Annotated in this window: 30 protein-coding genes and 1 tRNA gene; 23 read left to right on the top strand and 8 right to left on the bottom strand. The window is 66.3% G+C overall.

Annotation, left to right across the window (positions count from 1 at the left end):
• Positions 1–220: 220 nt before the first annotated feature.
• Positions 221–880, bottom strand: coding sequence for a hypothetical protein (locus AC1DBN_RS13335; protein ID WP_056082820.1), 660 nt, complete (start codon positions 878–880; stop codon positions 221–223).
• Positions 881–1097: 217 nt separating this feature from the next.
• Between AC1DBN_RS13335 and AC1DBN_RS13330 the strand changes: the two genes are divergently transcribed.
• Positions 1098–1170 (top strand) — tRNA-Lys (locus AC1DBN_RS13330).
• A gap of 112 nt (positions 1171–1282) precedes the next feature.
• On the opposite strand, the gene AC1DBN_RS13325 is transcribed toward AC1DBN_RS13330, so the two are convergent.
• Positions 1283–2449, bottom strand: coding sequence for a GDSL-type esterase/lipase family protein (locus AC1DBN_RS13325; protein WP_314212060.1), 1167 nt, complete (start codon positions 2447–2449; stop codon positions 1283–1285).
• A gap of 194 nt (positions 2450–2643) precedes the next feature.
• Between AC1DBN_RS13325 and AC1DBN_RS13320 the strand changes: the two genes are divergently transcribed.
• From AC1DBN_RS13320 to AC1DBN_RS13280, 9 genes are all read left to right on the top strand, one after another.
• A complete protein-coding gene (locus tag AC1DBN_RS13320) occupies positions 2644–3045 on the top strand; it encodes a hypothetical protein (protein WP_314212058.1) in 402 nt (133 codons plus the stop codon).
• 1 nt (position 3046) lies between these two features.
• A complete protein-coding gene (locus AC1DBN_RS13315; protein WP_056082808.1) occupies positions 3047–3247 on the top strand; it encodes a helix-turn-helix transcriptional regulator in 201 nt (66 codons plus the stop codon).
• A 136-nt stretch (positions 3248–3383) separates the two neighbouring features.
• Entirely contained in the window at positions 3384–4403 is a 1020-nt protein-coding gene (locus AC1DBN_RS13310) for a LacI family DNA-binding transcriptional regulator (protein ID WP_091717505.1), read from the top strand.
• A gap of 108 nt (positions 4404–4511) precedes the next feature.
• Positions 4512–5342, top strand: a complete 831-nt coding sequence (locus tag AC1DBN_RS13305; RefSeq protein ID WP_091717507.1) for a DUF4397 domain-containing protein — start codon at positions 4512–4514, stop codon at positions 5340–5342.
• A gap of 123 nt (positions 5343–5465) precedes the next feature.
• Positions 5466–6212: a class F sortase gene (locus AC1DBN_RS13300; protein WP_091717510.1), complete on the top strand. Its 747-nt coding sequence runs from the start codon at positions 5466–5468 to the stop codon at positions 6210–6212.
• A 13-nt stretch (positions 6213–6225) separates the two neighbouring features.
• Positions 6226–6843, top strand: coding sequence for an RNA polymerase sigma factor (locus AC1DBN_RS13295; protein WP_172829898.1), 618 nt, complete (start codon positions 6226–6228; stop codon positions 6841–6843).
• Positions 6830–7585, top strand: a complete 756-nt coding sequence (locus tag AC1DBN_RS13290; protein WP_091717513.1) for an anti-sigma factor — start codon at positions 6830–6832, stop codon at positions 7583–7585. Before AC1DBN_RS13295 ends, AC1DBN_RS13290 begins: the two co-directional genes overlap by 14 nt.
• Before the next feature lie 373 nt (positions 7586–7958).
• Positions 7959–8234 carry a three-helix bundle dimerization domain-containing protein gene (locus AC1DBN_RS13285; protein ID WP_390896631.1) on the top strand — a complete coding sequence of 92 codons (276 nt, stop codon included), beginning with the start codon at positions 7959–7961 and terminating at the stop codon, positions 8232–8234.
• A gap of 136 nt (positions 8235–8370) precedes the next feature.
• The gene (locus tag AC1DBN_RS13280) at positions 8371–9030 is read left to right on the top strand and encodes a dihydrofolate reductase family protein (protein ID WP_314212046.1); all 660 of its coding nucleotides are present in this window, start codon (positions 8371–8373) and stop codon (positions 9028–9030) included.
• Between the two features lie 47 nt (positions 9031–9077).
• Here AC1DBN_RS13280 and AC1DBN_RS13275 read toward each other — a convergent pair whose 3' ends face one another.
• Positions 9078–9932 carry a GAF and ANTAR domain-containing protein gene (locus AC1DBN_RS13275; protein ID WP_314212044.1) on the bottom strand — a complete coding sequence of 285 codons (855 nt, stop codon included), beginning with the start codon at positions 9930–9932 and terminating at the stop codon, positions 9078–9080.
• A gap of 487 nt (positions 9933–10419) precedes the next feature.
• On the opposite strand from AC1DBN_RS13275, the gene arfA reads away from it, so the two are divergent.
• From arfA to AC1DBN_RS13220, 11 genes are all read left to right on the top strand, one after another.
• Positions 10420–11955: an arabinosylfuranosidase ArfA gene (gene arfA / locus AC1DBN_RS13270; RefSeq protein WP_314212042.1), complete on the top strand. Its 1536-nt coding sequence runs from the start codon at positions 10420–10422 to the stop codon at positions 11953–11955.
• A 59-nt stretch (positions 11956–12014) separates the two neighbouring features.
• Positions 12015–12602, top strand: coding sequence for an HhH-GPD-type base excision DNA repair protein (locus AC1DBN_RS13265; RefSeq protein WP_314212039.1), 588 nt, complete (start codon positions 12015–12017; stop codon positions 12600–12602).
• Positions 12602–13606: a LacI family DNA-binding transcriptional regulator gene (locus AC1DBN_RS13260; RefSeq protein ID WP_314212038.1), complete on the top strand. Its 1005-nt coding sequence runs from the start codon at positions 12602–12604 to the stop codon at positions 13604–13606. Before AC1DBN_RS13265 ends, AC1DBN_RS13260 begins: the two co-directional genes overlap by 1 nt.
• 250 nt (positions 13607–13856) lie before the next feature.
• Positions 13857–14159, top strand: coding sequence for an urease subunit gamma (locus AC1DBN_RS13255; RefSeq protein WP_091717527.1), 303 nt, complete (start codon positions 13857–13859; stop codon positions 14157–14159).
• A gap of 9 nt (positions 14160–14168) precedes the next feature.
• Complete coding sequence (locus tag AC1DBN_RS13250; protein ID WP_091717529.1) at positions 14169–14522, top strand: urease subunit beta; 354 nt, start codon at positions 14169–14171, stop codon at positions 14520–14522.
• Entirely contained in the window at positions 14519–16291 is a 1773-nt protein-coding gene (gene ureC, locus AC1DBN_RS13245; RefSeq protein WP_091717531.1) for an urease subunit alpha, read from the top strand. The genes AC1DBN_RS13250 and ureC overlap by 4 nt, the downstream gene beginning before the upstream one ends.
• Before the next feature lie 19 nt (positions 16292–16310).
• On the top strand, positions 16311–16796 hold the full coding sequence (ureE, locus tag AC1DBN_RS13240; RefSeq protein WP_091717533.1) for an urease accessory protein UreE: 486 nt from the start codon (positions 16311–16313) through the stop codon (positions 16794–16796).
• A 201-nt stretch (positions 16797–16997) separates the two neighbouring features.
• Positions 16998–17666 (top strand): urease accessory protein UreF, encoded by a 669-nt coding sequence (locus AC1DBN_RS13235; protein ID WP_477723415.1) that lies wholly within the window; start codon positions 16998–17000, stop codon positions 17664–17666.
• A 30-nt stretch (positions 17667–17696) separates the two neighbouring features.
• The gene (gene ureG, locus AC1DBN_RS13230) at positions 17697–18311 is read left to right on the top strand and encodes an urease accessory protein UreG (RefSeq protein WP_091717536.1); all 615 of its coding nucleotides are present in this window, start codon (positions 17697–17699) and stop codon (positions 18309–18311) included.
• A gap of 155 nt (positions 18312–18466) precedes the next feature.
• Positions 18467–19297 (top strand): urease accessory protein UreD, encoded by an 831-nt coding sequence (locus AC1DBN_RS13225; RefSeq protein WP_477723414.1) that lies wholly within the window; start codon positions 18467–18469, stop codon positions 19295–19297.
• Positions 19297–20346, top strand: coding sequence for a HoxN/HupN/NixA family nickel/cobalt transporter (locus AC1DBN_RS13220; protein WP_314212025.1), 1050 nt, complete (start codon positions 19297–19299; stop codon positions 20344–20346). Before AC1DBN_RS13225 ends, AC1DBN_RS13220 begins: the two co-directional genes overlap by 1 nt.
• Positions 20347–20407: 61 nt before the next feature.
• Here the strand turns inward: AC1DBN_RS13220 and AC1DBN_RS13215 are convergent, their stop codons facing one another.
• The 5 genes from AC1DBN_RS13215 to AC1DBN_RS13195 all read right to left on the bottom strand — a co-directional run bounded on the left by AC1DBN_RS13215 (position 20408) and on the right by AC1DBN_RS13195 (position 25046).
• Positions 20408–20854 carry a transferase gene (locus AC1DBN_RS13215; RefSeq protein ID WP_314212023.1) on the bottom strand — a complete coding sequence of 149 codons (447 nt, stop codon included), beginning with the start codon at positions 20852–20854 and terminating at the stop codon, positions 20408–20410.
• Positions 20855–20947: 93 nt separating this feature from the next.
• Positions 20948–21607, bottom strand: a complete 660-nt coding sequence (locus tag AC1DBN_RS13210; RefSeq protein WP_056082735.1) for a GntR family transcriptional regulator — start codon at positions 21605–21607, stop codon at positions 20948–20950.
• Positions 21608–21723: 116 nt separating this feature from the next.
• The gene (locus tag AC1DBN_RS13205; RefSeq protein WP_477723413.1) at positions 21724–22755 is read right to left on the bottom strand and encodes a transketolase family protein; all 1032 of its coding nucleotides are present in this window, start codon (positions 22753–22755) and stop codon (positions 21724–21726) included.
• On the bottom strand, positions 22752–23675 hold the full coding sequence (locus AC1DBN_RS13200) for a transketolase (RefSeq protein WP_477723412.1): 924 nt from the start codon (positions 23673–23675) through the stop codon (positions 22752–22754). Before AC1DBN_RS13200 ends, AC1DBN_RS13205 begins: the two co-directional genes overlap by 4 nt.
• A gap of 33 nt (positions 23676–23708) precedes the next feature.
• Positions 23709–25046 (bottom strand): MFS transporter, encoded by a 1338-nt coding sequence (locus AC1DBN_RS13195; RefSeq protein ID WP_477723411.1) that lies wholly within the window; start codon positions 25044–25046, stop codon positions 23709–23711.
• A 390-nt stretch (positions 25047–25436) separates the two neighbouring features.
• Here AC1DBN_RS13195 and AC1DBN_RS13190 point away from each other — a divergent pair, with 390 nt between their 5' ends.
• Positions 25437–26210 (top strand): SDR family NAD(P)-dependent oxidoreductase, encoded by a 774-nt coding sequence (locus AC1DBN_RS13190; protein WP_056082719.1) that lies wholly within the window; start codon positions 25437–25439, stop codon positions 26208–26210.
• A gap of 47 nt (positions 26211–26257) precedes the next feature.
• Entirely contained in the window at positions 26258–26413 is a 156-nt protein-coding gene (locus AC1DBN_RS13185) for a hypothetical protein (protein ID WP_156368428.1), read from the top strand.
• The last annotated feature ends 11 nt before the right edge of the window (positions 26414–26424 follow it).

Raw genomic sequence — 26424 nt, 5'->3', positions numbered from 1 at the left:
TGACGCTAACTCTACCGGCCCGTCACTGCGGGCCTGAAATGGGCGGACGGTCAAAAGGGCAGAAAAATGGTGCCGAACCGGATACGCCTCTCGGCGGTAGGCCGCTCTAGGCGGCTGAGTGTTGAAGCCCGGGGGTTTCGCGGTTCGGCACCGATTTCAGTCTTCTACGATGCTTCGCCCAAGTCAATCTTGACAGTTGGCGGTGCTTGGGCAGGGGGATTCAGTCGAGCTCACCGAGGCGCCACGCGTTGGCGGCGTGCTCCAGGTCCTCGGCGGTCTTCACCAGCTGGTGCGAGTTGCGGGTCAGCCGGCTGGCGTGGGCCTCGTTGGCGTGCTCGGCGCCGTCGGCGAGCGTCACCTGGCCGAGCGCCACCACGCGGCAGAAAGCAGCGGAACGTTCCAGCGCTACGTCGAACTCGCCGTCGAACGCGCCGGAAAGGACGGCGTCCGCCATGGTCCGCATCTCATCCGCACCCGGCGGTTCTGCCACGCCGGCAACCACGTTGGACACCTGCGCGGTGTCCTTGCCTGCCCGGAAATAGACGGAGATGCGCTCGGGGTCCTGGACGGTGGCGGCTCGCAGGGCGTAGAGCCGCCACAGTGCGCCGGGCAGGGAGCGGGCGGGGCTTTCGGCCCACATCTCCGCAATGGCTTCCAGGCCCTGTTCGTCCGCGAGCCGCACCAGGCGCTCGGTGATGACGGGGTCGTCGCTGTCGCGGCCATGCCGGACCAGCGCCTGCGCAGCGAGGTGCGCGGCCTCGGATACCCGGGCGGGATCGGCGCCGCCGGCAAAGGGCTCGAAGTCGATGGGGGCGAACGGCTTGGGCTTGTGGTGCCGGTTCGCGCCGCCGTATGGCTTGGATCCTGCTTGCTCGCTCATGCCCCCACGCTACTCCTGTGCCGTGCCTGAATCGAGCATGCCAAGCAAGGCGCAGGACCGGGCAGGAAAGCGGGTGCCGGATCAGCCGTGGAACGCCCGACGGCGGCATCCGGACTGCGTGCGGAGGCGCTGGAACCATGGGTTAGAGTATTAACGTCCAGAAATGGATGGGCCGGGATGGCGAACGTGGCAGACTGCACCGTTGACCAACCGGCTGGGGCCTTTAGCTCAGTTGGTAGAGCATCGGACTTTTAATCCGTGGGTCGAGGGTTCGAGCCCCTCAGGGCCCACCCATTCAGCGGGCCGGAAGCGTAGAGCTTCCGGCCCGTTTTTGTTTGCCCGTTGTGGCGCCGGTCCTGGGCTTGTTCGCTGGCCAGAACCTTCACGGCGCGGTCCCGCGAACTAGCTTCTGACGGGAGCCTGCGCTGCCGGGGTAAGCCACGGGCTGCCAGCCGCGATATCCGTGAACCGTTCGCCGATCAGCCCGTAACCCTCGTCATTTGGGTGCAGGAGGTCCGGGAGGAGATGTGCGTCGGCGGACCCGAAAAGCCGCAGGCCGTCCAGGTAATGCAGGTTCGGATCGGACGTGCCGCGCTCGCTGACGGCGTCCGCGAGGATGCTCCTGGCGTCGCGGAGGGGCAGCAGCCCGTCGCCGGGCCTACGGGCAAGGTCGGTGGCCAGGAACTTTCCGTCCACCAGCCGCGAGGGGCCGGGGGCGTCCTCATGCTCGGGGCAGAAGATGGGCGAGATCAGCACCAGCGGGGTCTCGGGGTGGCCGTCCCGCACTGTATCCAGGAACCCGTGAAGGGCCGGCGCGAAAGTGCGCCGGCGGAGGCTGGCGCTGTTGATGATGTTGATGCCCACCTTCAGCGTGATGAGATCGGCGGGCTGGTCGCGGATGGTCCGCGCAACGAACTGGTCGAGGTGGGCGGAGCCTGCAAGTCCCAGGTTGTAAAGGTCCAGGCCAAGGTTGCGGGCGGCAACGACGGGCCAGACCCCGAGGGGCGCCTCGGCGTGCGAGGACTGGCTGATGGAGCTTCCGTAGTGGACCCAGCGGCGACCCGTGCGGGGCGCTGGCTGCAGCGGCTTTTCGGAACGCACACCGTGGATCCGGGCGCTTCCCCGGTGCGGCAACCACACTGTGACAGTGCGCTCCTGCCGTGGCCCCGGAATCTCGAAACGTGCCGTGGACGGGGCGCCAGGAGTCAGGGTGCTGGACCCGTCCGGAAAGGTTTCCAGGACGTCCCCCGCGTGGAAGTCCCGGCTCTCGGCATGGCCATCCGACGTGGTCAGGCTGATCACGGCTGCCTGGAGCGGACGCCAGCGCCAGGCAGCGGATTCCCGGGTGAACGTCAGGTCCAGTTCCAGCCAGGCCGCGTCCGTCTGGAATTCCAGCCGCACCCCGGAGGGTGTGGAGTTGGCCTTGGCCAGCGGCGCGTCGCCGCCGAACTGGGCCTGCGTCCAGGCAGGGAGGCGTTTGACCGACATGCCCCCGTCGTCCAGGGAAACGTCCAGGGCGCCTTTGATCGCGGTCAGCAACATACCGGGTGCGCCGTTGTCCAGGGTCATATTGCCATTCCATCACGCGGCCCCGCTGATCCACGTGCGCCGTCCGGCGGATGACGCCCCTTGAAGAAATTGACAATGTAAAGCACACTAGACATGTAAAGTTTGTTGTACATATCGAGGGGGACACCATGGCAAGGCAGCAGACACGCACCAGATGGGGGCAGGCAAAATTCGGGGATGGCCGGATTCCTGCGGTGCTTTTTGCCATTCCCGGCGGATTACTCCTGGGTGCTGCCGGCGGTTGGCTGGCCGTGGGAACCGGCCTCGCCGGGTCAAATCCCCTCCTTGGCTTCGCGGTTTTCACCGCCTGCCTGGCGATGCCGGCGATGGCGCTGATGTACGTCCTGGTGGTTGACAGAAGCACTGTCGAAGGTGCGGTTGACCGGCCCGAGGAGTCGGTGGAAGGCAAGTGGTATGACAAGGCCGCCTCAGGATCGTTCACGGACCTCGTCCTGGTCCTGGGAGTCCTGGCGGCCGTGGCCGCGTTCGTTCCTGCCGATCTTGCGGCAGACCTGAAACTGGTCCTGCCGGCAATCCTGGCTGTCTGCTTCGCCTCCTTCGGCATCCGTTACCTGCTGCTGCGCCTCCGGGGCTGAGATGGAGAACCGCGTCAACGAGTGCCGGTCACGGCTCGGATGGTCACAGCAACGGCTTGCGGACCAGCTGGGGGTCTCCCGCCAAACCATCATCTCCATTGAACGCGGACGGTTTGACCCGTCGCTGCCCCTGGCCTTCCGGCTCGCCCGGATCTTTGAGACCACCCTTGAAGAACTGTTCCTTCCGGACGGGAATCCCTAGCCACGCCCCGTTCACCACGCCAGCTTTGCCTTCCTCATAAGCTTGTTCGCTCCTCAGAGCCTTCACGGCACGGTCCGGCAAAGTAGCTTAGGACGCGCCGGGGGCGGGCCACCCGTTCCAGCGGGACAATAGGCAGATGGCTAAAAGCAGCAAGGGCAGGATGCCTCGCCTGGAGGATGTGGCCGATGTGGCCGGCGTTTCCCACCAGACCGTCTCCCGTGTCATCAACAACCACCCGAATGTCAGCAAGGCCACCCGGGAAAAGGTGGAGGCCGCCATTGCGGAGCTGGGGTACCGGCGAAACACGGCTGCCCGAAGCCTGGTCACCAGGCGGTCCCAGACCATCGGGGTCCTTGGCAGCGAGCTGTCCCAGTACGGGCCGGCCAATACCCTCCTCGGTGTGGAGCAGGCTGCCCGCGACGCCGGCTACTTCGTCAGCATCGCCGCACTCCGCGAGGTCAGCGGAGCTGCCATCGCCGATGCCGTCAGCCATTTCCTGGACCAGGCGGTGGACGGCATTGCGGTGCTGGTGCCGCACGCCGAAACCCTCCAGGCGCTCGATGCGCTGAACATCCCGGTGCCCGTGATGGCTGTGGGATCGCTGGGCAACAGCGAGGTGAGTGGCGCCATGGTGGACCAGCGCGCAGGGGCGCGGCTCGCCGTCGAACATCTCATTGCCCAGGGGCACCGGCGGATCGGCCATGTCTCCGGTCCCGCCGGTTGGACCGACGCCGCTGAGCGCGCCGAGGGGTGGCGGGAAGCCCTCCACGACGCGGGGCTGGCGGACGATCTGCTGGTGGAAGGGGATTGGAGTGCCGGCAGCGGCTACGCCATTGGCCGCAGGCTGGCGGCGCGGCGCAGCGCCACCGCCCTGTTCGTGGGCAACGACCAGATGGCGCTGGGAGTCCTGAGGGCCTTCGCCGAGGCCGGTGTCCGCGTGCCCGACGACGTCTCCGTAGTCGGGTTCGACGACCAGCCGGAATCGGGGTACTTCAGCCCGCCGCTGACCACCGTCCGGCAGGACTTCGAGGAACTGGGCCGCCGCTGCCTGGACATCATGCTGAAGGAAATCGAGGCCGGCGCCGGGATCAGCTCCACGGTGGTCACGCCGGAACTTGTGCCACGGTCCAGCACCGCCCCGCCCGCGGCCGGGTAGGCGGCCCACAAAAAGTTCCATGATTCTGCATCCAACTCCGCGCCCGCACCAGTAGTAGGGGTGTAAGCGTAAAGCGCCCGCCGGACGGGCCGACCCAAGGAGAAGGACATGCGAAAGAGGATCTTCACAGCAGGTATCGGTGCCGCAGCCATTGCCGCCGCTATGGCCCTTGCCGGTCCCGCCAACGCGGCCGAAGGCGACGCCCAGCTGTCGGTGCTGCACGGCGTTCCCGGGCTGACGGTAGACGTATGGGTCAATGGCGACCGCACCCTGGACGACTTCACCCCGGGCAGCCTGGCAGGCCCGCTGGCATTGCCCGCAGGCGCCTACCAGATTGCGATCACTGCAGCGGACGCTGCTGATGCATCCGCGGCCGTCATCGGCCCCGTTACCGTGAACCTCGCGGCCAACGGCAACTACACCGCCGTGGCCAACCTTGACGCCGCGGGCAAACCCACAGCCAACCTCTTCACCAATGACGTGTCCCAAATCGCCGCGGGCAAGGGAAAGCTGACCGTCCGGCACACCGCCGCGGCACCCGCCGTCGACGTCCTGGCCGGCGGCGGCGCCGTGGTCACCAACCTGTCCAACCCCAACGAGCAGACCCTCACCCTGGATCCCGGAACGGTTTCCGCCGCCGTTGCCGCCACCGGCACCACCGCCCCGGTGATCGGCCCGGCGGACGTCACCATCGCCGAGGGCACGCACACCATCGTGTACGCGTGGGGCAGCCTGGCGGACAAGAACCTGCAGCTTGCCGTCCAGACCATCCCGGGACTGCACTCCGCGCCCGGTTCTGTCCCCGGCGCCCGCGACGGATCCGCGGACGCAACGGCTCCGGCAGGCCTGGTCCTGGGCTTCGGTGCAGCCACCCTCGCCCTGCTGCTTAGCGGCTTCGGCGCGGCCCGCGCAGTGGCCGCACGCCGCGTCCGGCAGTAGCTTCCGGCGATCCGATAGACCGGCCGCCCGGCGTACCCTGCCCACCTGCGCCGGGCGGCCACCCTACCGAAAACCACTGGTCCCCGTTCGGGCGCGGGGCGCGGACCGAGAAAGGCCACGGCGATGAACGGACGTACGACGACGGCACGGGAGTCCCGCCGTCGTCCATCTGTTGGGGCGCGGATCGCCGCCGCCGCGTCCATTCTGGTGCTGACCGCGTGTGCGCCCGCCGGGCCGCCCCCGGCACCTTCCGTTGCGCCCGCCAGCGCAGCAGCTTCCGCGGCAGCCGACCCTCCCAGTGCGGTTCCCACTGCCGCTCCGGCCGCCCCGGGCGCCGCTGCCCCCGGCCCGGCCGCTCCCGCCGGCCAACCGGGTGCCGCGCCCACCATTCCTGTCCATCCGGCTACCCTGGGTGCTGTTCCGGGAGACCCTGCGCCGACGTCGATCTCCATCGCCGGCACGGCCATCGATATGCCGGTGGTTCCCGGGGGAGTGTCCGGCGAAGGTGCCATGGAATTACCGGACGCTTTCGACCGCGCCGCCTGGTACCGGTTCGGGCCAGCCCCGGGAGCGGCCGAAGGGGCCGCCGTGATCGCCGGCCACATCGACACGGCCTCGGACGGGGCACCGTTCTCCGCCTTGAAATCACTGCCCGAGGGGACCGCCATCCGCGTGGGCCGTGACGGCTCCCCGGACCTCACCTACCGCGTGGTGAAGGTGGAACTGATGGCCAAGGACAGGTTCGACGGCGGCTCGCTCTTCCGCCGCACCGGGCCGCACGAGCTCAAGGTGGTCACCTGCGGCGGGAGGTGGCTGGACGAGCGGATGGACTACAGCGACAATGTGATAGTCACCGCGGTCCCCGGGTAAGCGGTGACCAGCCATGGTTCTTGTCACCGATGCCGGGAAGGAGCCGCGAGTGACCTCTCCTGCGCAAGCCTCCCACGGCTGGGACGACGGGCTGACCGCGTCCTTCCTCGCCGGTGATGAGAGGGCTCTGGCGGCGGCCTACCGCGAATTCGCCCCGCTGGTGCACACCCTGGCCCTCCGTTCCCTGTCGGACCGGTCCGCGGCCGACGACGTCACCCAGGAGGTCTTTATCCGGGTGTGGCGCTCGCGGAACACCTTCAAGCCGGAGGTGGCCCGGTTGCCCGCCTGGATTGTGGGCATCACCCGGAACGTCATCACCGACGCGCACTCGGCCACCGCACGCGAAGTGCGCAAGGCCCACGCGGCGGCCGGGGCCGGACTGGCCGCCGGAGAAGTGGGCGCCGGAACGGAGGCGGCGGAGGTCCTCGCGGACCGGCTGATGTTGGACGGCGAACTGGACAGGCTGGGCGAACCACAGGGGTCCATCATGAAGCTGGCCTTCTACGAGGATCTGACGCACGAACAGATCTCACGGAAACTGGACCTGCCGCTTGGTACCGTCAAGAGCCACATCCGCCGCAGCCTGACGCATTTGAGAAGCCGATTGGAGGTAGACCATGCCGCATCTTGATCCGGAACAGTTGAGCCTCCTTGCGATGTACGAGGACTGGGAGGACGCCGACGGCCGGGAGCACCTCAGTGTCTGCCCCGAATGCGCCGCCGATTACGCCGCGCTGCGCCGCACGGTTGACGCCGTCAGGACGACGCCGGACACCACAAGCCTGTCCGTTCCCGGACCGCACGTGTGGGCCGGAATCCACCGGCAACTTGGGCTTGCCGAGGCTGTCCAGGCGGACCCGCTGAGTGGTCCCGGTACCAAGCCTGCGGAGGCACCTGGCGAGGCGGCGCCGCCGAACGTTGCTCCGTTCAGCCCGCGGAGGAAGGCGTGGTGGCAGCGCACCGGGACGTGGATCGCAGCCGCTGCGGCCGTTGTGCTGGTGGCGGCGGGCGGCATCTGGGTGTCCACCCGGCCCGCCCAGCCCACCCAGCTGGCGCAGGCCCAGCTGACACCGCTGGCCCAGTACTCCGCCACAGGATCGGCGAAGGTGGTGGAGGCGGCCGACGGTTCGCGCCGGCTGGACGTCACGCTGGACAAGGATGAGGCGCGGGGCTACCAGGAAGTCTGGCTGATCGCCCCGGATCTGTCGCGGCTGGTCAGCCTGGGCATTATGAACTCGGACTCCGGAAGCTTCGAGGTGCCCGCCGGCCTGCAGCTGGCGGACTACCCGATTGTGGATGTCTCGGACGAGCCGGTGGACGGCAATCCGGCCCACTCAACGGTCAGTATTGTCCGGGGGACGCTTACTTCCTGACTGGGACGCCGGCGTCCGTATCTACTGGATTCCGTTGGCTTCGCCGTGCATGGATTGTGTCCAGCTGCCGGGTGGCGACAACCGTCAGCAGCGCCGCCGCCATGTGCAATTACAGGAGCAGGTGAAGATCGTGCGGCACGGGTCCTTGGTTCTGGCCTTGGTTGGCCGTACCTGGTTCCTGGGCGGGCGCCTGGCCGCAACCATGCGTGGGCGCGTCGAATCGAGTGGATATCGAAAAGGCAGCGAAGGCCCGGCCTCGGCTCTGGTGGTGCTCACAGATTTCCCTCAGTCCATCCGGCTGGCAGTACCAGTGGACCGTACCCCGAATTGCTGCTGATGAACGCTGGGTCCCATCGACTCGCTGTGCCGAAGCATGGACTTTTCGCTAGCTATACTAGATGCTTGGCAGGCTAGTGAAAATTCTGAAGCTTCGACGAAGAGGTTAAGGGTGGAATGCAGTGACGAGCAGCGGGCTCTGGTGTCTTTGATCAACGCCCTCGAGGGCAGATTTCCGGGGCGCTCCCGCACTGAAGTTGAAGACGCAGTGTGCGAGGAATACGCGGCGTTCAATTCGGGCCCTGTGCGGACGATGGTTCCTTTGTTTGTGGAGCACGCAGCCGTTAAGCGACTGCGGGGCAGTCTGCTGTAAGCGGCTGCAGGCTTGGGGCAATGAACGACTGGCTTGCGCGGACCAGCGCAGCTGCTTCCTGGCCGCAGGCTCTGGAGCTTCCGGGTTCAATGCCCTTAGGGTGAGGTGACCAGGCAAGCCCACCCCAGGAGATGACATGTCCCTCGTCCGCGTGCATAACTTCTCGGTCTCCCTCGACGGCTTCGGCACGGGTGAGGGCCAGCAGCTCGATGCCCCGTTCGGCCATGCCGGATCACGGCTCATGGAATGGGCCTTCGGAACCCGCACCTTCCGCGCCATGGGACTCCACGGGGAGGGGCAGGCATCCTTTGGCGTCGATGAGGCCTTCGCCAGTCAATGGGGCCCCGGGATCGGCGTCGAAATCATGGGGCGCAACAAGTTCGGCCCCCAGCGCGGACCCTGGGAGGACGAAGAGTGGAAAGGATGGTGGGGCGACAACCCCGTCTTCCACACGCCCGTTGTTGTCCTGACTCATCACCCCCGGCCGGTCCTCGAAATGGAGGGCGGAACCATCTTCCACTTCATTGACGCCGACCCCGCAACGGCGCTCGCAAAGGCCCGCGAACTGGCCCCCGGCCTCGACGTCCGGATAGGCGGCGGCGCGGACACGGTTCGGCAGTTCCTCGAGGCAGGCCTGATCGACCACATGCACATCGCCGTGGTGCCCATCATCCTTGGCCGCGGCGAGCGCCTGTGGGACGGGCTGGAAGGACTTGATGAGCGCTTCGACATCGAATCCACCACATCGCCGGCCGGAGTGGTGCACATGGTCTTTACCCGCCGCGCCGACGCTTAGCGAGGCCCGCTGCGTTTGAGCGCTGGGCCGACGGGTGTGCGTCCGGGCTAGTGCCCGAAGTGGGATTGCGGGGGACCCTCGGGCAGCCGCTCGAGGATGTCCTCCGCGATCCGGCGGACCTTGATGTTCCGGTGGCTGGAGGCCTTGGCCAGGATGGAAAACGCCTCGTGGTAGGAACACCGGTTCTGGGCCATGATGACGCCGCACGCCACGTTGATGGAGGTGCGGCTGTCCAGTGCCGAGCGCAGGTCCGACGCCATGGAACGGGCCGTATGCAGGTCGAGGGCCATCCGCAGGCTCCGTGACGCCAGCCCGGCGAATGCCCGGGCCTCGGCGATAACCTGCAGCGGAAAGGCCTTGGAATCCGGTGCGAAGAACGCCAGCGCAGCGTGGGTTTCCGCGTCCCCGCCCGGGGCTTCACCGTCGGGGCCCGAACCCGCTGCATCGCCCGCACCGTCAAGCCGGAGCCGGACGCCCAGGACACTGCCAAAGCCGGCAACCTGCAGCTCGCTGCAGTAACGCGGCCAGCGGAAATCCCCGTGCCGTTGAAGAACCGCAACGGGATGGCCGCCGGCCAGCACCTCGCTGGTGGGCCCCTCAGCCGCCTGCTGCTCCCACGCCATCATCCGCTCCGCGTCCCGTGATGTCCCCGTAATGGCGGGGGACCGGCGCGGCTGGGTCAGCACCACCGCGCATTCGATGCGCGTGCCCGCCGACTGAATCGGGCCCGCCTGCTGGGCACCTGCCACCGACCGCACCGCAGCGGCGGCCAGCCGGTCCAGGGAATCGGTCAGCGAGTTTGCCCCGGTGACCAGGTCAAGCAGCATCGCCTGGCTGCCGTCACTCCCGGCAGCCTGTGCTGCTTTCGAGGCCGGACCGGCCGGCGTAGTGCTATGCGGCACAACCGTCGGCAGCCCGGCGGCAGACCGCGGGCCGTGGAGGCGTGAAGGAAGAAGAGGGCCGGCGACGGCTGGGGGAGAGGCCTTGGTCTCAAAGGCCTCCTCGTCGCCGGCCCCGCTCAGTACCCGGGTTCGTTGACCCGGGAAGTTTGGGCTCACCTGTCGTGCGTGCATTGCCACTCTCACACCCCCTGGTGAGCTAAGTCCTGCCAGGACAGAAACTCGCCCTGCCCCTGTGACGAACCTAATGGGCCAGCCGGGGCCGGAGAATGAGTAACGGTACTCGACTTTCAGATTAGGTATTACTTGGATACTCGAAACCGCTACTTGCTTTGCGCGTAGCCGCAGGTGGGACGCCCGGTGCCGGTTCCGCTCCGGCCCGGCCGCGGAAAAGTTTCTTTCCGGCGGCCGTTCCGCGCAGCACCCTTGACTCGGACCACCTCAGCGCCAACAATGTTTTCTATAACGTTGTAAATTAGAGAGAACGAGGATGTTTTTCGTGGCAACCCCTGAACCGGCAACCGCCAAAGTAACCCTTGACCCGGCTTTCACCGTTGGTCCCGTCCGCCGCCGCACGTTTGGCGCCTTCGTGGAGCACCTGGGCCGGTGCGTCTACACCGGCATCTTCGAGCCCGAACACCCCGACGCCGATGAGGACGGTTTCCGCCGCGATGTCCTGGGCCTAACACGGGAACTCGGTGTCTCCACGGTGCGGTACCCCGGTGGCAACTTCGTCTCCGGCTACCGGTGGGAGGACGGCGTGGGGCCCAAGGACCAGCGACCGGTCCGCCTCGACCTGGCCTGGCACTCCACCGACCCCAACCTGGTGGGCGTGGACGAATTCGCGGCGTGGTCCGCCAAGGCCGGCGTGGAACCCATGATGGCCGTCAACCTGGGCACCCGCGGCATCCAGGAGGCGATGGACCTGCTGGAGTACTGCAACATCGACGGCGGCACTGAGCTTTCCGACCAGCGCCGCGCCAACGGTGCACCGGACGGCTACGGCATCAAGATGTGGTGCCTGGGCAACGAGATGGACGGACCGTGGCAGATCGGCCACAAGAATGCCCTCGAATACGGGAGGCTCGCGGCGGACACGGCCCGCGGCCTGCGGATGATCGATCCGGACCTCGAACTGGTGGCCTGCGGCAGCTCCGGTCCCACCATGGGCACGTTCGGCGAATGGGAGCGCGTGGTCCTGTCCGAAACCTATGAACTGGTGGACCTGATCTCCGCCCACCAGTACTTTGAGGACTTCGGCGACCTTCAGGAGCACCTGGCCGCCGGCCACAAGATGGACGCCTTCATCAAGGACATCGTCAGCCACATCGATCATGTGAAGTCGGTGAAGAAGTCCACCAAGCAGGTGAACATCTCCTTCGATGAATGGAACGTCTGGCACATGAGCCGGGCCGAGTCCAAGGCGCCCTCCGGCAAGGACTGGCCGGTAGCCCCCGTGCTGCTGGAGGACACCTATACGGTGGCGGACGCCGTGGTGGTGGGCGACCTGCTGGTCACCTTGCTGAAGAACACGGACCGGGTCCATTCCGCGAGCCTGGCCCAGCTGGTCAACGTCATCGCCCCCATCATGACCGAACCCGGCGGCCGCGCCTGGAAGCAGACCACCTTCCACCCCTTCGCCCTGACCTCCCGGCACGCCGCCGGCACTGTCCTGCAGCTCGCCGTCGAATCCCCGCTGGTCAGCGGGGGCGCCACCGCAGGCGTCGCCGCACTGTCCGCCGTTGCAACTTTCGACGCCGACAAGGGCGAGGCAGTGGTGTTCGCCGTCAACCGCTCGGCAACGGACGCACTCACCCTGGATGCCGCCGTCGCCGGCTTGGGCAACGTCCGCGTGCTGGAGGCACTGACCTACGCCAACAAGGACCCGTACTGGCAGGCCAGCGCGGACGATTCAACATCCGTGGAGCCCGCGGAAAACGTCACGGTCAAGGCCGACGGCGGCCGCCTCACCGCGGAGCTCCCGGCCGTGTCCTGGTCCATGATCCGCCTGGCGGTGGGCGGCTAACACCCCGGGGCGGTGCGGCGGAGGCGTCCTTATGACGACGGCAGCCCGCAGGTGGGAGGATGGACGGCATGGAGCTGCACATCACGGGGGATCCCGCCGCGGACAAGTTGTTGAGTGAGGACGCCTTCGCCCTGCTGACCGGCATGCTGCTGGACCAGCAGGTGACCATGGAATCGGCGTTCGCGGGGCCGGAAAAGATCAGGACCCGCATCGGGTCCGTCTCTCCCGAGGCCATTGCCGGCCATGATCCGCAGGCCTTCGTGGAGATGTTCAAGGAACGGCCCGCCGTGCACCGGTTCCCCGGTTCCATGGCCGCAAGGGTCCAGTCGCTCGCCGAAGCCGTGCAGAACGAATGGAACGGCGACGCCACCGCCATCTGGACCCAGGGCGAGCCCAGCGGCGCCGAGGTGCTGAAGCGGCTCAAGGCCCTGCCCGGGTTCGGTGACCAGAAAGCCAAAATCTTCCTTGCACTGCTGGGCAAACAGCGCGGACTCCAGGCGCCGGGCTGGCGGGAAACTGCAGGCCACTACGGTGAAGACGGCTCCTACCTGTCCGTGGCTGACATCGTGGACCCGGAATCCCTGGTCAAGGTACGGGCCAGCAAGCAGGCGGCCAAGGCCGCGGCGAAGGCAGGAAAAGAACGTTAATGGCAGTAACCATGAACGACGTTGCGAAGGCCGCGGGTGTTTCACTCAAGACCGTCTCCAACGTCCTGAACAACTATGAGTTCATCCGCCCCGCCACCAAGCAGCGGGTGGAAGATGCCATCGCGGAACTGGGCTACGAAGCCAACCTCACCGCACGCAGCCTGCGGTCCGGCAAGACCTCCATGCTGGGCCTCGTCCTCTCGGACCTTTCGGCGCCCTACTACGCCGAGCTCGCCTCCAAGCTGATGGATGCGGCAACCAAACACGGCTACCGCGTCCTGGTGGAACAGTCCGCCGCAGACAGCGGTGCCGAGCTGAACGCCCTCCAGGGCCCGTTCCGGCAACTCACTGACGGGCTGCTTTTCACACCGCTGTCCATCGGCGCCGACGCCATTGCCCAGCGGGCCGGGACCAAGCCCCTGGTGATGCTGGGCGAACATATTGTGGACCCGCGGTTCGACCTGGTCACCATGAAGAACGAGGAGGCTGCCGCCGCGCTCACCTCGCACCTGCTGGCGGGAGGCCGCCGTCGTATTGCCGTCATTGGCGCCACAGCGGAGGAGTCCACCGGCACCGCCGGGCTGCGCCTCAACGGCTACCGCGCCGCCTTGAAGAAGGCAGGGATCCCCTTCGACCCGGCGCTGATCGCCCCGGGTGAGTGGCGCCGCGACGCCGGAGCTGCCGCCGTCGCTGGCCTGCTGGAAGCGGGCGTGGAGTTCGATGCCGTCTTCGGCCTGAATGACGTCCTGGCGCTCGGAGCGCTGCACGAACTCCTGATCCGCGGCGTTCGGGTGCCGCAGGACGTGGCAGTGGCCGGCTTCGACGACGTGGATGAAGCCCGCTTCGCCTCACCGTCCCTGACCACGGTTTCGCCCGGGATGGACGAGATCGCCGAACGGTCCATGGCGCTGTTGCTGGACCGGATCGCCGGCCGCGAAACCGCCGACGCCGGAGTGCACGTTGAGGCCGAATTCCAGCTGAGGATCAGGGAGTCCGCACCCTAGCTTCTTTTGGCCGGAGGTGGGTACGTTACCCACGGCAGCCGGGTGTCCACCGCTGAGTCTCCCCACCTTTGAGCGAGGACGACGGCGTGTCCAGGCAAGCCGCCGTCGTCCGCTGCCATGGGGGAGCCAAAGCCGGGGAGTTTCAGCGCGTCCGTGCGCGGGCGTCCGGATGATGGACCTGAAACGTGGCGGAAATGTGCGGGGCCTACTCTGAATCCACGCTGTCCGCCGGCCGTTGAAGGGACCCCGCATGCATCTGATGCCACGTGAGCAGGAAAAACTCATGATCGTGGTGGCCGCCGACCTCGCCCGGCGCCGCCAGTCCCGCGGCCTCAAGCTCAACTACCCCGAAGCGGTGGCCATCATCAGCTACGAACTGATCGAAGGCGCCCGCGACGGCCGGAGCGTCGCCGACCTCATGAGCTACGGCACCACGCTGCTCACCCGCGAAGACGTCATGGAAGGCGTCCCCGAGATGATCCACGACGTGCAGATCGAGGCCACGTTTCCCGACGGCACCAAACTGGTCACCGTCCACGATCCCATCCGCTAAGGAGCCACAGTGATCCCAGGAGAATACGTCCTCCGCCCGGAGCCCGTGACGGCGAACGCGGGGCGCGACGCCATCGAGCTGCCCGTGACCAACACCGGCGACCGGCCCGTGCAGGTGGGCTCGCACTTCCACTTCGCCGAAGCCAATGCTGCGCTGGACTTCGACCGGGCAGCAGCCCGCGGCCGGCGCCTGGACATCCCCGCAGGGACGGCCGCCCGGTTTGAACCCGGGGACTCCCGGAGCATCCGGCTCATCGAACTCGCAGGGGCCCGCGAAGTGTTCGGGCTCAGCAACGCCGTCAACGGAAAGCTCGACGGCGGCCCCCGCCCGGGCGGGTCAGCCACCGAAAGGGACGCCAAATGAGCTTCGAGATCCCGCGGCGGCAGTACGCCGACCTGTACGGCCCCACGACGGGCGACAAGATCCGCCTGGCCGACACCGAGCTGTTCCTCGAAATCGAGAAGGACCTCACCGTCTACGGCGAGGAAGTGGTGTTCGGCGGCGGCAAGGTGATCCGCGACGGCATGGGCCAGAACGGCCAGGCCACCCGCGACGGGGACCGCCCGGAAGACGATGTTCCGGACACCGTCATCACCAACGCCGTCATCCTGGACTACACCGGAATCTACAAGGCGGACGTCGCCCTCAGGGACGGCCACATCCTTCGGATCGGCAAGGCCGGCAACCCCCAGATCACCGACGGCGTGGACATCGTTATCGGCGCCAGCACCGAGATCATCGCCGGGGAACGCAAAATCCTCACCGCCGGCGGCATCGACACGCACATCCACTTCATCTCCCCGGACCAGGTGGCCACGGCCCTGACCAGCGGCGTTACCACCATGATCGGCGGCGGCACCGGCCCGGCGGAAGGCACCAAAGCCACCACCGTGACTCCCGGCAAGTGGCACATCCACCGGATGCTGCAGGCCGCCGAGGCGTTCCCCATGAACATCGGCCTGTTCGGCAAAGGCCACGCGTCCGCCGTCGAGCCCCTCGCCGAGCAGATCCGAGCCGGCGCCATCGGCCTGAAAGTGCACGAGGATTGGGGCTCCACCACGTCCTCGATCGACATGTCGCTGACCGTCGCCGATGAATACGACGTCCAGGTGGCCATCCACACCGACACCCTCAACGAGTGCGGCTTCGTGGAAGACACCATCCGCGCCATCAACGGCCGCGTGATCCACACCTTTCACACCGAAGGCGCCGGCGGCGGCCACGCACCGGACATCATCAAGATCGCCGGGATGCCCAACGTCTTGCCCGCCTCCACCAACCCCACGCTGCCGTACACACGCAACACCATCGAAGAGCACCTGGACATGCTGATGGTCTGCCACCACCTCAACCCGGACATTCCCGAGGACGTGGCCTTCGCCGATTCCCGCATCCGCGCCGAGACCATCGCCGCGGAGGACGTCCTGCAGGACATGGGCATCTTCTCCATCACCTCCTCCGACTCCCAGGCCATGGGCCGGGTGGGAGAGGTGATCACCCGCACCTGGCAGGTGGCGGACAAGATGAAGAAGCAGCGCGGAATTTTAGCTTCCGACGGCGGCACGGACGTTGGTGCCGACGGATCGGCTTCCGCGCACGGCAGCGCCGGGAGTGACAACTTCCGCCTCAAGCGCTACGTGGCCAAGTACACGGTCAACCCCGCGCTCGCCCAGGGCATCGCGGACACGGTCGGGTCCGTGGAAGAAGGCAAGTTCGCCGACCTGGTCCTATGGGACCCGGCCTTCTTCGGCGTCAAACCCGAACTCGTCCTCAAAGGCGGGCAGATCGCCTACGCCCTGATGGGCGACGCGAACGCGTCCATCCCCACCCCTCAGCCACGCACCATGCGGCCCATGTTCGGCGCCTTCGGCAAAGCCGTCCAGCAGACCTCCATCACCTTCCTCTCCCAGGCCGCGATCGACGCCGGCGTCCACGCAGAACTCGGCCTCGAAAAGGTCATCCGGCCCGTCTCCGGAATCCGGAACCTCACCAAAGCCGACCTCAAATACAACGACGCGACGCCCGACATCCAAGTGGACCCGGAAACCTACCAAGTCACGGTGGACGGCGAAGACGTCACCTGCGAACCCGCCGACGTCCTACCCATGGCCCAGCGCTACTTCCTCTTCTAAAACCCACCCGGAGAACCACGTGATCATCGAGAAAATCCTCGGCAACCTCCACGACCTGCCCGAAACCGACCTCGCCGCCTACACCGGGCTCCACCGCGAGAAAGTGGTGCTGCCCAGCGCCCAACTGGTCAAACGCATCCAACGCGCCACCACGGACCACGGCAACGACATCGGCATCCGGCTCGCCCCAGGATCCGGCGACCTCCGCGACGGCGACATCCTCCACGTCGCCGACACCAACATGATCGTGGTCTCCGTCCTGCCCACCGACGTCCTGGTCATCGCACCCCGCACCATCCACGAAATGGGCGTCACCGCACACTCCCTCGGCAACCGGCACCTCCAGGCACAATTCTTCGACTCATCCTCCGAGTACGGGGCCGACGTCATGGTGTGCGCCTACGACCACACCGTCGAGGACTACCTCATCCACAACTCCGTGCCCTACGCCCGCCAGGAACGCGTCATGCCTGTGCCTTTCCGCCATGCTGAACACTCGCACTAACTCTTCCGCGCTGCGCGCTCTACGGGAGGTGCAGCTTGGGTGCGCCGCCCCGGATTGGGGGCCGTGCCCGTCCCCAGACGCTCCCAATCCTCGCAAGCTCGGATCGGGGCCCTCGCGCCTGTGGGCCCCCCGCGGTGCCCGCCACGCCGCGGCCCCCAATCCGGGCCGTCGCGATGCTCCGTCACGGTTGGCGGTGGTGCTGTGAGTAGTTATCAGCTTGCTCTACAACAATTGGTTGACTCTGCGCTTCCTACTGGGGCTTTTGCTCACTCACTGGGGTTTGAGACGTACATCGATCGGGAGCTCATTTTTGATGAGGAGTCGTTTGGACTCTGGATTGGTGCGTTTGTCTCGCAGTCGCTTGCTTACTCTGATGGCTTGGCGATCCGCTTCCTTTATGAGGGTGTTGATCTTTGGGAGTTGGATGCTCTTTTGTCTGCTTCTCTGTTGCCCAGGGAGGTTCGGGAGGCCAGTTTGAAGATGGGCGGCCGTCTCTTGGAGATTGGGCTTGAGGTGTTTCCCTCGGCCGCGCTGGAACTGTACCGGGACCTGGTGACCAGCGGCCGGGCCGCCGGGCACCAGCCGCTGGCGTTCGCCGTCGTCGCCCGCTCACTGGGCGTGCCGCTGCAGGAGGCACTCGCCGCCTACCTCTTCGCCACCGTCATGTCCCTCACCCAGAACGCCGTGCGGGCCATCCCGCTCGGCCAGAATGCCGGCCAAAGGATCCTGCGGAAAGCGCACGACGACGTCGCTGCCGCCATCGAGGCGATCGCGCACCTCACGCCGGACGACTTCGGCGCCGTCAGCCCAGGACTGGAAATCTCGCAAATGCGGCACGAACGCCAACGTGCCCGGATGTTCATGAGCTAACAATGCTTATTGCTTTACAGGAGGAACACCATGACTGAACCCATCAAAATCGGCATCGGCGGACCCGTCGGCGCCGGCAAAACCCAACTCGTGGAACGGCTCACCCGGCACATGAGCGGCGGCATCTCCATGGCCGCCATCACCAACGACATCTACACCATCGAGGACGCCAAAATCCTCGCCGCCAACGGCATCCTCCCCGAGGACCGGATCATCGGCGTCGAAACCGGCGGCTGCCCCCACACCGCCATCCGCGAAGACACCTCCATGAACACCGCCGCCATCGAAGAACTCAAAACCCGGCACCCCGACCTCCAAGTCATCTTCGTCGAATCCGGTGGCGACAACCTCTCCGCCACCTTCAGCCCCGAACTGGTCGACTTCTCCATCTACATCATCGACGTAGCCCAAGGTGAAAAGATCCCCCGCAAAGCCGGCCAGGGCATGATCAAATCCGACCTCTTCATCATCAACAAAACCGACCTCGCACCCCACGTCGGAGCGGACCTTAGTGTCATGGAGCGAGACTCCAAAGAGTTCCGCGGCAACAAGCCGTTCTGCTTCACCAACCTCAAGACCGACGAAGGGCTCGACGCCGTTATCGACTGGATCCGGCACGACGTCCTGATGCTCGACTTGGTATGACCTCCAACAGTTCCGTCGTCGACACACCTTGGGCGGCGCCCGCGGATGGGGCTACTTCAGGCGCTTCACCGGATGTAAGGGGCCGTGCCCGCTCCGCGGTGCCCGCCACGCCGCGGCCCCTTACATCCGGCTCCGCTTGCGCTGACAGCTCACCTATGGGCGAGCTTGAGCTTGTGGTCGCCGAGCGTGCGGGACGATCCTTTGCGGCGCATCAGTACCATCGCGGTGCTCTGCGGGTACTGCGACCGCACTATCTGGATGACTCTGGACAGGTTTGTTATGTCGTTGTGAATCCTGGCGGGGCTTATCTGGGGGCTGACCTTTTTCTGCTGGATGTGGAGGTGGGTGAGGGCGCTGACCTCTTGTTGACCACTCAGTCTGCGACGAAGGTTTATCGGACTCCTGGGTCTTTTGCTGAGCAGCGGATGAGTGTGCGGCTGGGGGAGGGGGCGCGGCTGGAACTCATGCCGGACCAGCTGATCGCCTACCGGGAGGCCAGCTACCGGCAACGGACCTCCGTGACCCTGCGGCCGTCGTCGAACCTTGTCATGGCGGAAGTAGTGACCCCTGGCTGGTCGCCGGACGGCGCCGCTTTCCGGTACGAGGAAGTGCGGCTGCGGAACGAGGTCCACATCGAAACGGATGAGGGCACGCAGATGCTTGCCCTCGACAACCTGCTGATCCGGCCGCCGCTCGGCGACGTCACCGGGCTGGGGTTCATGGAAGGCTTCAGCCACCTCGGCTCACTGGTGGTGGTGGATGCCCGGGTGGACCAAGCGCTCGCAGACCACCTTCACCACCTCACGGCGGGATACGACGCCCGGACCGGAATCACCCTCACCCGCACCGTCGCCGGAACCACCGGCCTGGTGCTGCGCTCGCTTTCCAACAGCACCGATGAACTGAACCGCCTGCTCGCAGCCTGCACCGACCTCCTGAGGGAACGCTGGCACGGGCAAGGCCCACTGAACCTGAGGAAGCACTGATGACGGCCCTGGCAAACATCGCAACCCTGTACCGCGACCGGGAAACCCTGCCGTTCCGGACCCGCCTGCTTGCCACCTTTGGTGCCGTGGCCGCCCTGCATATTGCCGCCGTCGTCCTCCTCATCGCCGGCTCGGCAACAGCCGGCGCGCCCCTTGCCCTCGGCCTGGTCCTGACCGCCTACGTGGCCGGCGTCAAGCACAGCTACGACTGGGACCACATCGCCGCCATCGACAACTCCACCCGCAAATTCGTGGCGCAGCGGAAGGACCCCGTCAGCGTAGGTTTCGCCTTCAGCCTGGGCCACAGTTCCGTGGTGGTCCTGGCCGGGCTGCTGGTGGTTGCGGGCGCCGCGGTGATCGGCCAGTTCATGGAAGACGGAACCACCGGCAACTACGTGCTGGGCCTGATCGGCAGTGGCGTGTCCGGGCTGTTCCTGCTGGCCATGGGGCTGTTCAACGGGCAGGCGTTCCTTCGTGCCGCGCAGGCCCTAAGGAGCGCCCGCAGCGGTGCGGCCATCAGGGACGAAGACCTGGAAAGCAAAGGATTTGTTGCCCGGCTCCTGTCCAGGCCGCTTGCACGGGTGCAGCGGCCACGGAACATCTACGTGATCGGTTTCCTGTTTGGACTCGGGTTCGACACCGCCACCACCATCGGGCTGCTGGTGGTGACCACCGCCGCATCCCTGGCCGGGGTGTCCCCGGTGGCACTCATGGCCCTTCCCCTCGCCTTCACCGCGGCAATGACCCTCTGCGACACGGTCAACGGTGTGGCGATGATGCGCATGTACAGGTCAGCGATCCACAGCCCGCAGCGCAGGCTCGGCTTCAATGCGGCGGTCACAGGCGTTTCAGCACTGTCGGCACTGTTCATCGCCGTCATCACGCTCGGCGGGTTCGCCAACGCGGCTTTTGGCCTGGCCGATCCGCTCACCAGCTGGTTGGGGGAGATCGACCTGGGTGAAGCCGGACTCCTGCTGGTGGCGGCCTTCCTGGCCGTCTGGGGCGGGGCGGTCCTGAAATCGAGAAGGACCATCAAAACCTCCGCGTGACACGGACTGCGGTGCCCGGTTCCCGCGGGGCCGGGGCACCCCGCCTAGGCGGGCCCTGGCGTCAGGCGGCCATGCCGCGGTTTTGCCTGCGGTGCGGGCGGCTCTTGGTTGGCGCTGTGGCTTGCACACCATGCAGCTTCTGGCCGCCGTCCGGAATGGTGGTGTCCGAATGAAGGTGGATTCCGTGCCCGATCAGGACGCCCGAGCCAATGCGGGAGTGGCTGCCGATGTTGGCGCGGTTACCGATCACCGTGGCGCGGCCAATCCGGACACCGTCGCCGATCACCGTCCGCGTGCCGATCTTGGCTTCGCGGTCGACCCAGCTGCCGTGTCCGATCCGGCAACCGGCGCCGATCACGGCACCGTGCTCAACGTACGTCATGGGGCCGATCCGGGCGCTCTCGGCCACAACGGCCCCGGGTGAAACGAAGCCACCGCCATTGGCGTGCCGGACGTACCGGGTGACCTTGCCGGCGTCGTCCTCTACTGATTCAAACTTTGCGCTCATCACATCCCTAACCAACTGGCGGGTTTCCTACCGCACAGTAAGTTAACGGTTGACGGTCCGCAGTGATTCCCGGGACGCAGCCGGACGGAAGGCCTAGGAGACGAGGTTCGCGGCGGCGGTGTCCATGTGTTCGAGGATGGTCTTCCGCGTCAGCCCGGCGTCACCGGTATCGATGGCATCCACGATGTCCCGGTGGCGGTCAACGCTCATGTTGCTGACGCCTTTTTCCTGTCCGGCAAACATGATGGACATCCGGATGGAGCCCTCCAGCGACTCCCAGGAGTGCAGGAGCGTTTCATTGCCGGTCAGCCGGCAGAGGGTCCGGTGGAACTCCAGGTCCGACTCGATGCGTTCCTCCAGCGTTCCCCCGGCATTCGCGGCCATGGCGTCGATGGCGGCGTGTAACGACTCGGTGACGTGCTGGCGGTCCGCCAATTCGCAGAGTGTCCGGGCAGCAAGGGACTCCAGAGCCGCGCGCACCGCAAAGATGTCCCGGATCTCCTTGTGGTCCAGGTGCCGCACGGACAGGCGGCCACGCGGTCCGGCGGAGAGGAGGCCCTCCTGTTCCAGCTGCCGCAAGGCTTCCCGGAGCGTGCCGCGGCTGATCTGGAGCATTTCGGACAGTTCGGTTTCCACCAGGTGCCGTCCCGGTGCCAGCTCGCCGCTGGTGATGGCGGTCCGCAGCGCCGAGAGGGCCTGCTCGCGCAGGCTTTTCTTTTGCAGTCCCAGCAGCGGGGCTGTCAGTCCGGCCATGGCATCCGTCCTCAGTGTCATAAGTCGACTGTTTACAGTCGTAGTTCGATGGTACGGCAGAAAGCGCGGCACCGGCTTTGGACCGGTGCCGCGCTTTCTGCTGGTTTACTGGCTTCCTACCCGAGTTCGGCGAGGACCTTCGCCACGATACGGTCGGTGGCGAGCCCGTACCGGTCGTGCAGGGTGGGAAGGGCGCCGGCATCGAGGAACTGGTCCGGCAGGCCGATGGGAACCACCCGCTTGCCCAGGCCCGCTGTGACGACGGCGGAGGCAACGGTTTCGAACAGGCCGCCCACCACGGAGTGGTTTTCCAGGGTGACGGCGAGCCTGTCCGTGTTGATCTCCTTGAGGACGGTCTCGGCGTCGAACGGCTTGATGGTGGGCGTATGCACGACGGCGACGTCCACGTTGTGTGCCGCGAGGGCCTTTGCTGCCTGCAGCACACGCATGGTCATCAGCCCGGAGGAGATGAAGACGACATCGTTGCCGCCGCGCAGCACCTTGGCCTTGCCGAGCTCAAACGTGTAGCCGTACTCGTCCAGGACCGTGGGCACATTCCCGCGGAGCAGCCGCAGGTATGTGGGGCCCTCGGACGCTGCCAGCTGCGGCACTGCCTGTTCGATGTCGATGCTGTCGCAGGGGTCCACAATGGTCAGGTTGGGCATGCCGCGGAAGATCGCCATGTCCTCGGTGGCCTGGTGGCTGGGGCCGTACCCGGTGGTGAGGCCGGGCAGGCCGCCCACGATGTTGACGTTCAGGTTCGGCTCTGCCGCGTCCAGGCACAGGAAGTCGTAGGCGCGGCGGGCAGCGAACACGGAGTAGGTGGACGCGAACGGCACCAGTCCGGTTTCGGCCAGGCCCGCGGCTGCGCCGAACAGCAGTTGCTCGGCCATGCCCATCTGGAAGAACCGCTCCGGGAAGGCCTTGGCGAAGATGTGCATGTCCGTGTACTTGCCCAGGTCTGCGGTCAGGCCCACGATCTTGTCGTTCTCCTGCGCGGCCTTGACCAGGGCGTGCCCGAATGGCGCGGACGCCGTCTTCTGGCCGGGATCGGCGAACGATGCGATCATCGCCGAGGTCTTGAGCTTGGGCTTGGCAGTTGTTGCAGCGGCCGCCGTGGTGTCCGGGGCCTCGGTGGTGGTGCTCATGCTGAAGCCTTTCCTTCATATCCGGCGGTGAGCTGCTCGCGGCAGGTCTGCCATTCGTTCTCTTCGATGCGCATGAAGTGCGCCTTTTCGCGGTTCTCCAGCAGCGGGACGCCGCGGCCCACCTTCGTATCGCACAGGATCACGGAAGGACGTCCGACGGCGGCGGCCTGGGCGGCCGCGTTGTCGAACGCTGCGAGCAGCGCACCGACGTCGTTCCCGTCCACCCGCTGGGTGTACCAGCCGAACGATTCCCACTTCTCCGTCACCGGTTCGGTGCGGAGTACGGAGTCCGTCTTGCCGTCGGCCTGCAGGGCGTTGATATCCACCATGGCGGTGAGATTGCCCAGCTGGTGGTGGTGCGCACCCATGGCCGCTTCCCAGGTGGAGCCTTCGTCCAGCTCGCCGTCGGAGAGGAAGTTGAACACCCGGGCGGACGAACCGTGGTAGCGCAGGCCCAACGCCATGCCGACGGCGATGGTCAGGCCGTGGCCCAGGGAACCGCCCGAGATCTCCATGCCGGGGGTGTACGTGGACATCCCGGACATCGGCAGCCGGGAGTCATCCGAGCCGTAGGTTTCAAGTTCCTCCACCGGGACGATTCCGGCTTCGGCAAGGGCTGCGTAGTGGCCGATCGCGTAGTGGCCGGTGGACAGGAGGAACCGGTCGCGGGCTTCCCAGTGCGGGTCCTCGGCGCGGAAGTTCAGCTGGTCCCCGTACACGGTGGCGAGCATGTCGGCAGCCCCGAGGGCCTGGCCCACGTAGCCCTGGCCTTGGACTTCGCCCATGTTGAGGGCGTGGTGCCGGATCCGGTACGCGGCGGCGCTGATTTTCTCCACCCGTTCCGGGGTCACCGCGGTCTGCAGGATCTGTTCCTGCAATGTTTGTCCCTGTGGGGTGTCCTGGACGGTATCTGTAGGCATTGCGTGCTCCGTGGTTGTTGGGTGCGCGGTCATTCAGGCGTTGACGGTGTTGGGGGTGCTTTTGGTGGCTTCTTCAGCCAGTTCGCGCTCCCGCTTGCCCCAGGTTTCCCGGGTGGCCACCGCAGCCCAGAGGCCGATCAGGGCGTAGGCGCCGAAGAGCAGCGCCGGGCCCATCCAGCCGAAGCTGACAAACAGCAGGGTGGTGATGAAGGGGGTGAAGCCGGAGACCATGGCCGAGATCTGGTAGGCCAGGCTGGCGCCGGAGGCCCGGGTCTTGGCCTGGAAGAGCTCCGGGAACCAGGCGCCCTGGGCGCCGGCGAGCGAGTTCTGGCAGACCGCGTAGGAAATGACGATGGTGATGATGATGGCGATGAACATTCCCGTATTGACCAGCAGGAACATCGGGATGGCGAAGAGGGCCGCGAACAGGGTGGACCAGACATACAGCGGACGCCGGCCAATGCGGTCGGTCAGCGCGGCCCAGGCCTGGGTGGCGAAGATGCCTATGGCGGAGGCGATGCACAGGGCGATGAGGGTCTGGCTCTTGTCCGCCAGGTGCTGGCTGTTGAGGTAGGAAATCATGTAGGTGATGGACACGGCGTAGCCTGCGGTCTCGGCAACACGGAGGCCGATGCCCTTGACGATGTTGCGCCAGTCGGTCTTGATGACCTCAACGATGGGGGACTTCACGATGGCACCGCTGTCCTTGACCTCATCGAAGACCGGGGATTCCGGGACCTTGGAGCGGATGATCAGGCCCACCGCCACCAGCACGATGCTGGCAAGGAAGGGGATGCGCCAGGCCAGTTCGCCGCCGAGGTTGACGCTGAACAGGAAGGTCAGGTTGGCCAGCAGCAGGCCCACCGGGAAGCCGGCCTGGACAATGCCGGTGTACTTGCCCTTGGCCTTCCAGGGTGCGTGCTCGTAGCTCATCAGGATGGCGCCGCCCCATTCCGCTCCGAAGGCCAAACCCTGGACGATGCGGACGAAGACGAGCAGTGCAGGGGCGAGGAGCCCCACTGCGGCGTAGGTGGGCAGGAGTCCGATGGCGAACGTGGCCAGGCCCATCAGGATCAGGGAGGCCACCAAAACGGGCTTGCGCCCTACCTTGTCGCCGAGGTGGCCGCCGATGATGCCGCCCAAGGGACGGGCTGCGAAGCCGACGCCCAGGGTGGCGAAGGAAGCGAGGGTGCCGGTGACCGGATCGGTTCCGGGGAAAAACGCGGTGCCGAAGTACAGCGCAGCGGCGGTGCCGAAACCGATGAAGTCATACGTCTCGATCACAGCGCCCACACCGGAGCCAACGGCAACGCGCCTGGCGTCCTTGGTTCCGTGGACCGGACCGCGCATGGTCAGAGCATCTTTGCTCATGTTGGGTTCCCTTTCGAAAAGCGGCCTCAGGAAGTCGCCGCTGTCGACTGTTAACAAATGATATCCCCAGTGTGACCCGCATCATGCTGACTGTCAACAGTCAACTTTATGGGTTGACTGTTGACAGTTAACGAAGCTAGTGTGGTCGGCATCACTACTGCTTCGCACGAACCAAGGGATCAACGATGTTCCACTTCAGACCCGGATGCTCGTCCTTCAGAATGCGTCACCAGGGTCTAAAGACTGACTCGCGGCCCACTCCACCACGAACCGGTGCGCGGTGAGCGCGAGGACCTGGAACCCGAAGGACTGCTGGCATACCGCCCGGCAGGGGCCGGCGACAACTACAGAGCAATCGATCCACAAAAACACTTTCAAGGAGCACCAACCATGACCACCATCCAGCGCACCGCCGTCCTCACCGGAGCCACCTCGGACCGGGGCATCGGCATCACCACCGCCCGCCGCTATGCCCGTGAAGGCTGGGGCGTCGTCATCCTGGACCTCGACGGCGAAAAGTCCGCCAAGGTGGCCGCGGAAATCGGCAACGAGTTCAACGTCCCTGCCTACGGCCACGAGATCGACGTCGCCAACGAGGCCTCCGTGACCACCGCCCAGGCCGCCGTCGCCGCCGAGGTGGCCGCCGGTAACCTGCCGCCCGTCGGCGCACTGGCCAACATCGCCGGCATCACCTCGCCCGTCCCGTTCCTGGAAACCACCCTCGAGCTGTGGCACAAGATCATGGACGTCAACGCCACCGGCACCTACCTCGTGACCAAGGCATTCCTGCCGGACATGATCGGGAACGGCTGGGGCCGCATTGTGAACATGTCCTCCGTGTCCGCCCAGCGCGGCGGCGGCGTCTTCGGCAAGGTCCCTTACTCTGCAGCCAAGGCAGCCATCCTGGGCCTCACCAAGGCACTGGCCCGTGAACTCGGCACCACCGGCGTCACCGTCAACGCCATCACCCCGGGCGCGGTGGACACCAACATCCGCGTGGGCAGCACCGAAGAACAGGAAGCCGCCATCAACGCCGGCATCCCGCTGGGCCGTAACGCCAGCACCGAGGAAGTAGCTTCCGTGATCACTTTCCTGTCCTCCGAGGATTCCGCGTACCTCACCGGAACCGTGGTGGACATTAACGGCGGAAGCCACATGCACTAAGGGCCCCGCAGCCCTTTCGCCTCCTTCCGGATGCCAGAGAACCCACCATGACAAAGACCGTCAATGACCCTTCGGACTTTGCCGAGGAAGCCCTTGCGGGTTTCTGCGACATTCACGCCTTCGCCGGGCTGACCGGCCCGGACGTCGCCGACGGCGCCTTGATGGGCAATATCAAGATCCTCAGCGACTTCGAGACACGCTGAGCAGGAGGGAT

The sequence above is a fragment of the Pseudarthrobacter sp. 10T415 genome, assembly GCF_056394175.1.
This window is presented reverse-complemented; position numbering and strand designations above follow the sequence as displayed.